The following is a 6345-nucleotide window of genomic DNA, read 5'->3' on the forward strand; positions in this document are numbered from 1 at the left end:
CTATCGAATGTTCTCGAACATGCCAGCGAGGTCCGCGCCAGTCATCGGCTCCCGGGCAACGACAAAGATGGTGTCATCACCGGCGACGGTGCCGACGACTTGGGGCAGGGCCGCGCGGTCGATGGCGGCGGCCAAATAGTGCGCCGCGCCCGGCGGTGTGCGCAACACGGCCAGGTTGCCGCTCGCATCGGTCGAGACCAGCAACTCGCTCAGCAGGCGCGACACCCGGTCGGTGCCGCCGGAGACGCCGCGTACCGGGCTGCCGTCCTCGGGTACCACGTAGACGCCGACGCCGCCGTCGGCGCCGCGCAGTTTCACCGCGCCGAGTTCCTCGAGATCGCGCGACAGCGTGGCCTGGGTGACCTCGATGCCGTCGTCGGCCAGCAGCGCCGCCAGCTCGGTCTGGCTGTGCACCGACGACGACGACAGGATCGTCACGATGCGCGCCTGCCGGCCGACTCGGGTGGTTTCGGCCGCCGCCTTGGAGCGGGTCATCAGGATCGCTCCAGCAGCCACACCAGCAGCGCCTTCTGGGCGTGCAGCCGGTTTTCCGCCTCGTCCCACACCGCGCTGGCCGGGCCGTCCATGACTTCGTCGGTGATCTCGTCGCCGCGGTGGGCCGGAAGGCAGTGCAGCACGATCGCTTCCGGGTCGGCCAGGCCCAGTAGCCGGGCGTTGACCTGGAACGGCCGAAACGGCCCCACCCGATCCAGCCCGTCGTTCTCCTGCCCCATCGACGTCCAGGTGTCGGTCACCAGGACGTCGGCACCTGTGGCGGCCGCGTCCGCGTCTACGGTCACCGTGACCGAGCCGCCGGTATCTGCGGCCCGCTCCTCGGCCGCGGCCAGCACCGACGGGTCGGGCACGAAGCCGTCGGGTGCGGCGACGGTGACGTGCAGGCCGGCGGTCACCCCGCCCAACATCAGCGAGTGCGCCATGTTGTTGGCGCCGTCGCCGAAGTAGGCCATTTTCAAGCCTTTCAGCGTCCCCTTGCGTTCAGCGACGGTCTGTAGGTCGGCCAGCACCTGGCAGGGATGGAACTCGTCGGACAGCGCATTGATCACGGGCACGGTGGCGGTGGACGCCATGTCGATCAGCCGGTCTTGCCCGAAGGTGCGCCAGACGATGGCATCGACGAAGCGGGACAACACCTTTGCGGTGTCCTGCAGGGTTTCCTCGCGGCCCAACTGGGTGCTGTGGCTGTCGACGACGACGGCGTGCCCGCCGAGCTGCGCGATGCCCACCTCGAAGGAGAAGCGGGTGCGGGTGGAGTTCTTGTCGAAGATGACCGCGACCCCCCGCGGGCCCTTGAGGGGCCGACGGCTGAACGGGTCCTTCTTGAGTTCGGCGGCGAGCTCGAGGATTTCGGCCTGCTCCTGCGGGGAGAGATCGTCGTCGCGCAGAAAGTGGCGGGTCATGCGCTGGCCCTGTCGAGTATGCCGGGCAGGGCACCGACGAAGGCGTCGAGCTGGGCTTCGGTGATGACCAGCGGCGGCGCCAACCGGACCACGTCCGGCGCGGCGGCGTTGACCAGGTAACCGGCGTCGCGGGCGGCCGCTTCGGCGTCCTTGGCGCGCGGGGCGGTCAGCACGATGCCCTGCAGCAGCCCCCGTCCGCGGACATGGTCGACCAGCGGGTGGCCCAGCGACTCGATGCCGTGCCGCAGCGACTTGCCCTTGACCTCGGCGCTGCGGACCAGGTCATCGGTGGTCAGCACCTTGATCACCGCCAGCGCCGCGGCGGTGCACACCGGGTTACCGCCGAAGGTGCTGCCGTGCAGGCCGGGGGTGAGCAGCTCGGCGGCGGGCCCGATCGCGATGCACGCGCCGATGGGCAGGCCGCCGCCGAGTCCCTTGGCCAGCGTCACCACATCCGGGGTGACGCCGTCGTGCTGGTGGGCGAAAAACGCGCCGGTGCGTCCCATTCCGGTCTGCACCTCATCGAGGATCAGCAGTGCGCCGTGGCGCGCGGTGATCTCGCGGGCGGCGACGAGGTAGCCCGCCGGTGGGACGACGACGCCGCTCTCCCCCATGATCGGTTCGAGGAACACTGCGGCGGTGTCGTCGCCGACGGCGGCGGCCAGCGCGTCGACGTCGCCGTACGGGATGTGCGTGACGTAGCCCGGCAGCGGCTCGAACGGCGCCTGCTTGCTGGGCTGGCCCGTCAGCGCCAGCGATCCCATCGTGCGTCCATGGAACGCGTCTTGCGCTGCAACCACTTTCGTGCGTCCGGTGAGCCGGGACAGTTTGAACGCGACCTCGTTAGCCTCGGTGCCGGAGTTGCAGAAGAACACCCGGGCCGGACTGTCGGCCCCCAGCAGCGCGACCAGTTCCTCGCCGAGCGCGATGCCGGGTTCGGTGGCATACAGATTGGAGGTGTGGCCCAGAGTCGAAAGCTGTTGCGTCACGGCCTCGATGATCGCGGGGTGGCGATGGCCCAGGACGTTGACCGCGATGCCGCCGAGCAGATCGACGTAGGACTTGCCGTCGAAGTCGGTGACCACCGCACCGTCACCGCTGGCCAGCGCCACGGGCGGGGTGCCGTAGGTGTTCATCATCACGGCCTGCCACCGCCGTTGGACAGTTTCGGTTGCACTCACGCGTTCACCACCTGCGCCGCTCCTCCTCATCGCTTCGCTCTGCATCGTCGCCGGCGCGCACCACCTTGGTGCCGGTACCCGCGTCGGTAAAAAGTTCCACCAACACACAGTGTTTGACTCGACCGTCGATGACGTGCGCGCTGGGCACGCCGCCGGTGACCGCCCGTAGACAGGCCTCGATTTTGGGGATCATGCCCGTCTCCAAAGTCGGCAGCAGCTGCGCGAGGGTGGCCGTATCGATTTCGCTCACCAGCGATTGGCGGTCGGGCCAGCTGGTGTACAGCCCCTCGACATCGGTGAGCATGAGCAGCTTTTCGGCCCCCAGGGCTTCGGCCAGCGCCGCCGCCGCGGTGTCGGCGTTGATGTTGTGCACCACGCCGTCGACGTCGGGCGCGAGCGTCGATACCACCGGAATCCGGCGCGCTGCAATGAGGTCCAGCACCGCGGCGACGTTCACCCGGTCCACGTCGCCGACCAGCCCGATGTCGGTGGCCACGCCGTCGACCGTGACGCTGCGCCGCACGGCGGTAAACAGTTGCGCGTCCTCACCGGTGATGCCTACGGCGTAGGGGCCGTGCGCGTTGATGAGGTTGACCAGTTCGCGGCCCACCTGACCGAACAGCACCATTCGCGCCACGTCGAGCACTTCCGGTGTCGTGACCCGGAATCCGCCCTTGAAGTCGCCCTTGTCGATGCCGAGGCGGCGCAGCATGGCGGTGATCTGCGGGCCGCCGCCGTGCACGACGACGGGATGGACACCGCAGTTGCGCAGGAACGCCATGTCGGCGGCGAAGGCTTGCCGCAGCGTGTCGTCGGTCATGGCGTTGCCGCCGTATTTGATCACGACGATTTTGCCGTGCAGCTGCTTCAGCCACGGCAGCGCTTCGGCAAGCACTTCCGCCTTGACCTGGGTGGGTAGCGAGGTTGTCATGAGCTGTAGGCCGAGTTCTCTTCGACGTAGCCATGCGACAGGTCGGTTGTGCGGATCGTGGCGTGGCCCTCGCCGACGCCCAGGTCCACGACGATGTCGATGTCCGCACCCGACAGGTCCACGTCGCGCGCGCCGGGAGCGCCGACGCCGTCGATGCACACCGCAGATCCGTTGAACGACACGGTGATCCGGTCAGGTTCCATTGTGACCGGCGCCATCCCGACGGCCGCCAGCACCCGGCCCCAGTTGGGATCGGAGCCAAAGACCGCGGTCTTGACCAGGCTGTCGCGGGCGATCACCCGCGCGGCGGTCAGCGCTTCGTCCTCGCTGGCGGCCCCGGTCACGGTGATGAGGAGGCGCTTGGTGACGCCTTCGGCGTCGCCCTGCAGCTGCGCGCACAGGTCATCGCAGACCCGCAGCACCGCTTCGTCGAGATCCGCTTGGTCCGGAGCGATTTCGCTGGCTCCGGAAGCAAGAAGTAACACCGTGTCATTGGTGGAGGAGGCGCCATCGATGTCGAGCCGGTCGAAGGTGCGGGCGGTGGCGCGCCGAAGGGCGATGTCGAGCGCCGCAGGCTCGGCAACGACGTCGGTGGTGAGCACGCACAGCATGGTGGCCAACGACGGCGCCAGCATGCCCGCGCCTTTGGCCATTCCCCCGACGGTCCAGTTGTTCTGATGATGCAGGGCAACCTGTTTGGCCACGGTATCGGTGGTCATGATGGCATGGGCGGCGTCGTCGCCACCGTTCAGTCCGCCCGCCATCTCGTGGACGATCTCGGTGACGCCGGCAAGCAACTTGTCCATGGGCAGCCGGTCGCCGATCAGCCCGGTCGAGCAGACGGCCACCTCGATCGCCCCGGTCTCGGTGCCCCAGTCCGACAATGCGGCGGCGACGGCCTCCGCGGTGGCGTGGGCGTCCTGGAAGCCACCCGGCCCGGTGCAGGCGTTGGCGCCACCGGAATTGAGGATCACCGCGCGCAGCCGTCCCGTGGTCAGCACCTGCTGGGTCCACAGCACCGGCGCGGCCTTTACCTTGTTGCGGGTAAACACGCCGGCGGCCGCATAGTCAGGGCCTTCGTTGAACACCAGCGCCAGGTCGCGGGCGCCCGAAGCCTTGATACCGGCGGCGATTCCGGCGGCACGGAATCCGGCCGGGGCGGTGACTCCCTGGGCGCGCACCAACGTGGCTTGGGCCGTTTCGGTCACGGCGCCACCCCGACCACCGAAAGGCCCTGGGCCTCAGGCCAGCCCAGCGCCAGGTTCATCGACTGCACGGCCGCGCCGGCGGTGCCCTTGACCAGGTTGTCGATCGCGGCGACCGCCACGAACGTCGAGGCGGCCTCGTCCACGGCGACGGCGACGTGTGCGGCGTTGCTGCCGATCACCGACCCGGTCCGGGGCAGCTGGCCCTCCGGCATGAGATAGACGAACGGCTCGGTGTCGTATGCCTTTTCATACGCCGCCCGCAGCTGAGCCAGCGGCGCCGAGGTGCGCGCGGTGCAGGTGGCCAGGATGCCGCGCGAGGTCGGGATGAGCACCGGGGTGAACGACACCGTGACGTCGCGGTCGGTGACGGCACGCAGACCCTGGGCGATCTCCGGGGTGTGGCGGTGGGCCCCGGCGATGTTGTAGGCGCGCGCCGATCCGATGACCTCCGCGCCGAGTAGGTCGGTTTTGGCCGCGCGCCCCGCGCCGGAGGTGCCGCTGACCGCGACGACGGTCACCGCGGGTTCGACGAGATCCTCGGCGACCGCGGGCAGCAATCCGAGCAGCGCCGCGGTTGGGTAGCAACCCGGAACGGCGATGCGCCGCGCGCCCTTCAGCCGCTCACGTGCCCCAGGCAACTCAGGCAGGCCGTAGGGCCAGCTGCCCGCGTGCGGGGATCCGTAGAACTGCTCCCAGGCGGCGGCGTCGGTCAGCCGAAAGTCCGCGCCGCAGTCGATGATCAGCGTATCCGGGCTCAGTTGTTCGGCCAGCGCGGCCGAATGACCGTGCGGTAGGCCCAGGAAGACGACGTCGTGGTCGGCCAGGACGGCCAGCTCTGTCGGCTCGACCACCCTCTGCGCCAGCGGCGTCAGGTGCGGGTGGTGGTCACTGAGCGGGCTGCCGGCGCTGGTTGCCGCGGTCAACGCGCCGATGGTCAGCCGACCGTCGGTGTATGCCGGGTGCGCCAGCAACAGCCGTAGAATCTCTCCGCCGGCGTAGCCGCTGGCACCGGCTACCGCCACTCTTTTCGGATCGGCCATTCCGGCGATTCTGCATGGTTATGCAGGAGTTTGCAAATCAATTCTGCCTGAGGGTAGGCCCTGGCGGTGTACTTCGGGCGGCACGCCGCCAGGACCCCCCGGTCTCAGGCAGCGACGTTGCCGCTGACGTTGATGTTGAACGCTGCTTGCAGGGCCAGTTGCAGGTTGCGCAGGGCGACACTGAAATCTTCAGCGAAGTTGGTGCCGGCATTTTGCAGCGTCATCACGATCCCACTGCCGGTCTGACCAAGGCTGTCAATCGCGCCCTGGATACCGGTGGCCAGCGATTGGCCCGTCTGCACAAGGCCCGGGAACCCGACACCGAAGCTCTCGACGAGCGCGCCGCGCAATGTCTCGGCCACCGATGCGGTCGCGTTCTCCCAGATTGTCGCCAGCGCCTGGCCGGTCTGCGCCAGACCCAGCAGGCCCGATCCCACGCCGCCCAAGAGGGTTTCACCGGTGTTGATCAGACCCGTGATGCCCTCGCCGAAGAGCGCCGTGACGGCTCCGGTGGCCTGGACGAACCCGGTCTGTGCCAGTGATACCAGTCCGGAGATGTCGCCGCTC

5 protein-coding genes and 2 pseudogenes are annotated in these 6345 nt (G+C 68.9%); all 7 read right to left on the minus strand.

Features of this window, described 5'->3' with window-relative positions; all coding sequences use genetic code 11:
* Positions 1-495, minus strand: a complete 495-nt coding sequence (locus tag AC5Y5V_RS30075; protein ID WP_499942611.1) for an arginine repressor — start codon at positions 493-495, stop codon at positions 1-3.
* Positions 495-1418: an ornithine carbamoyltransferase gene (argF, locus tag AC5Y5V_RS30080; protein WP_499942604.1), complete on the minus strand. Its 924-nt coding sequence runs from the start codon at positions 1416-1418 to the stop codon at positions 495-497. Before argF ends, AC5Y5V_RS30075 begins: the two co-directional genes overlap by 1 nt.
* A complete protein-coding gene (locus AC5Y5V_RS30085; RefSeq protein WP_499942606.1) occupies positions 1415-2599 on the minus strand; it encodes an acetylornithine transaminase in 1185 nt (394 codons plus the stop codon). Before AC5Y5V_RS30085 ends, argF begins: the two co-directional genes overlap by 4 nt.
* Before the next feature lie 4 nt (positions 2600-2603).
* The gene (argB, locus tag AC5Y5V_RS30090) at positions 2604-3530 is read right to left on the minus strand and encodes an acetylglutamate kinase (protein WP_499942607.1); all 927 of its coding nucleotides are present in this window, start codon (positions 3528-3530) and stop codon (positions 2604-2606) included.
* Positions 3527-4738: a bifunctional glutamate N-acetyltransferase/amino-acid acetyltransferase ArgJ gene (gene argJ / locus AC5Y5V_RS30095; RefSeq protein WP_499942608.1), complete on the minus strand. Its 1212-nt coding sequence runs from the start codon at positions 4736-4738 to the stop codon at positions 3527-3529. The genes argB and argJ overlap by 4 nt, the downstream gene beginning before the upstream one ends.
* Positions 4735-5794: pseudogene (argC, locus tag AC5Y5V_RS30100) on the minus strand (N-acetyl-gamma-glutamyl-phosphate reductase). The gene argJ and the pseudogene argC overlap by 4 nt, the downstream one beginning before the upstream one ends.
* A gap of 88 nt (positions 5795-5882) precedes the next feature.
* A pseudogene (locus AC5Y5V_RS30105) lies at positions 5883-6345 on the minus strand (methyl-accepting chemotaxis protein); the annotation flags it as partial.

The organism is Mycobacterium sp. NGS68 (assembly GCF_059812195.1).

What these genes read in the sequence shown, in the direction of transcription:
- argB (WP_499942607.1), bottom strand. Translation starts at nt 3,530, where the DNA reads ATGACAACCTCGCTACCCACCCAGGTCAAGGCGGAAGTGCTTGCCGAA.
- AC5Y5V_RS30075 (WP_499942611.1), bottom strand. Translation starts at nt 495, where the DNA reads ATGACCCGCTCCAAGGCGGCGGCCGAAACCACCCGAGTCGGCCGGCAG.
- argF (WP_499942604.1), bottom strand. Translation starts at nt 1,418, where the DNA reads ATGACCCGCCACTTTCTGCGCGACGACGATCTCTCCCCGCAGGAGCAG.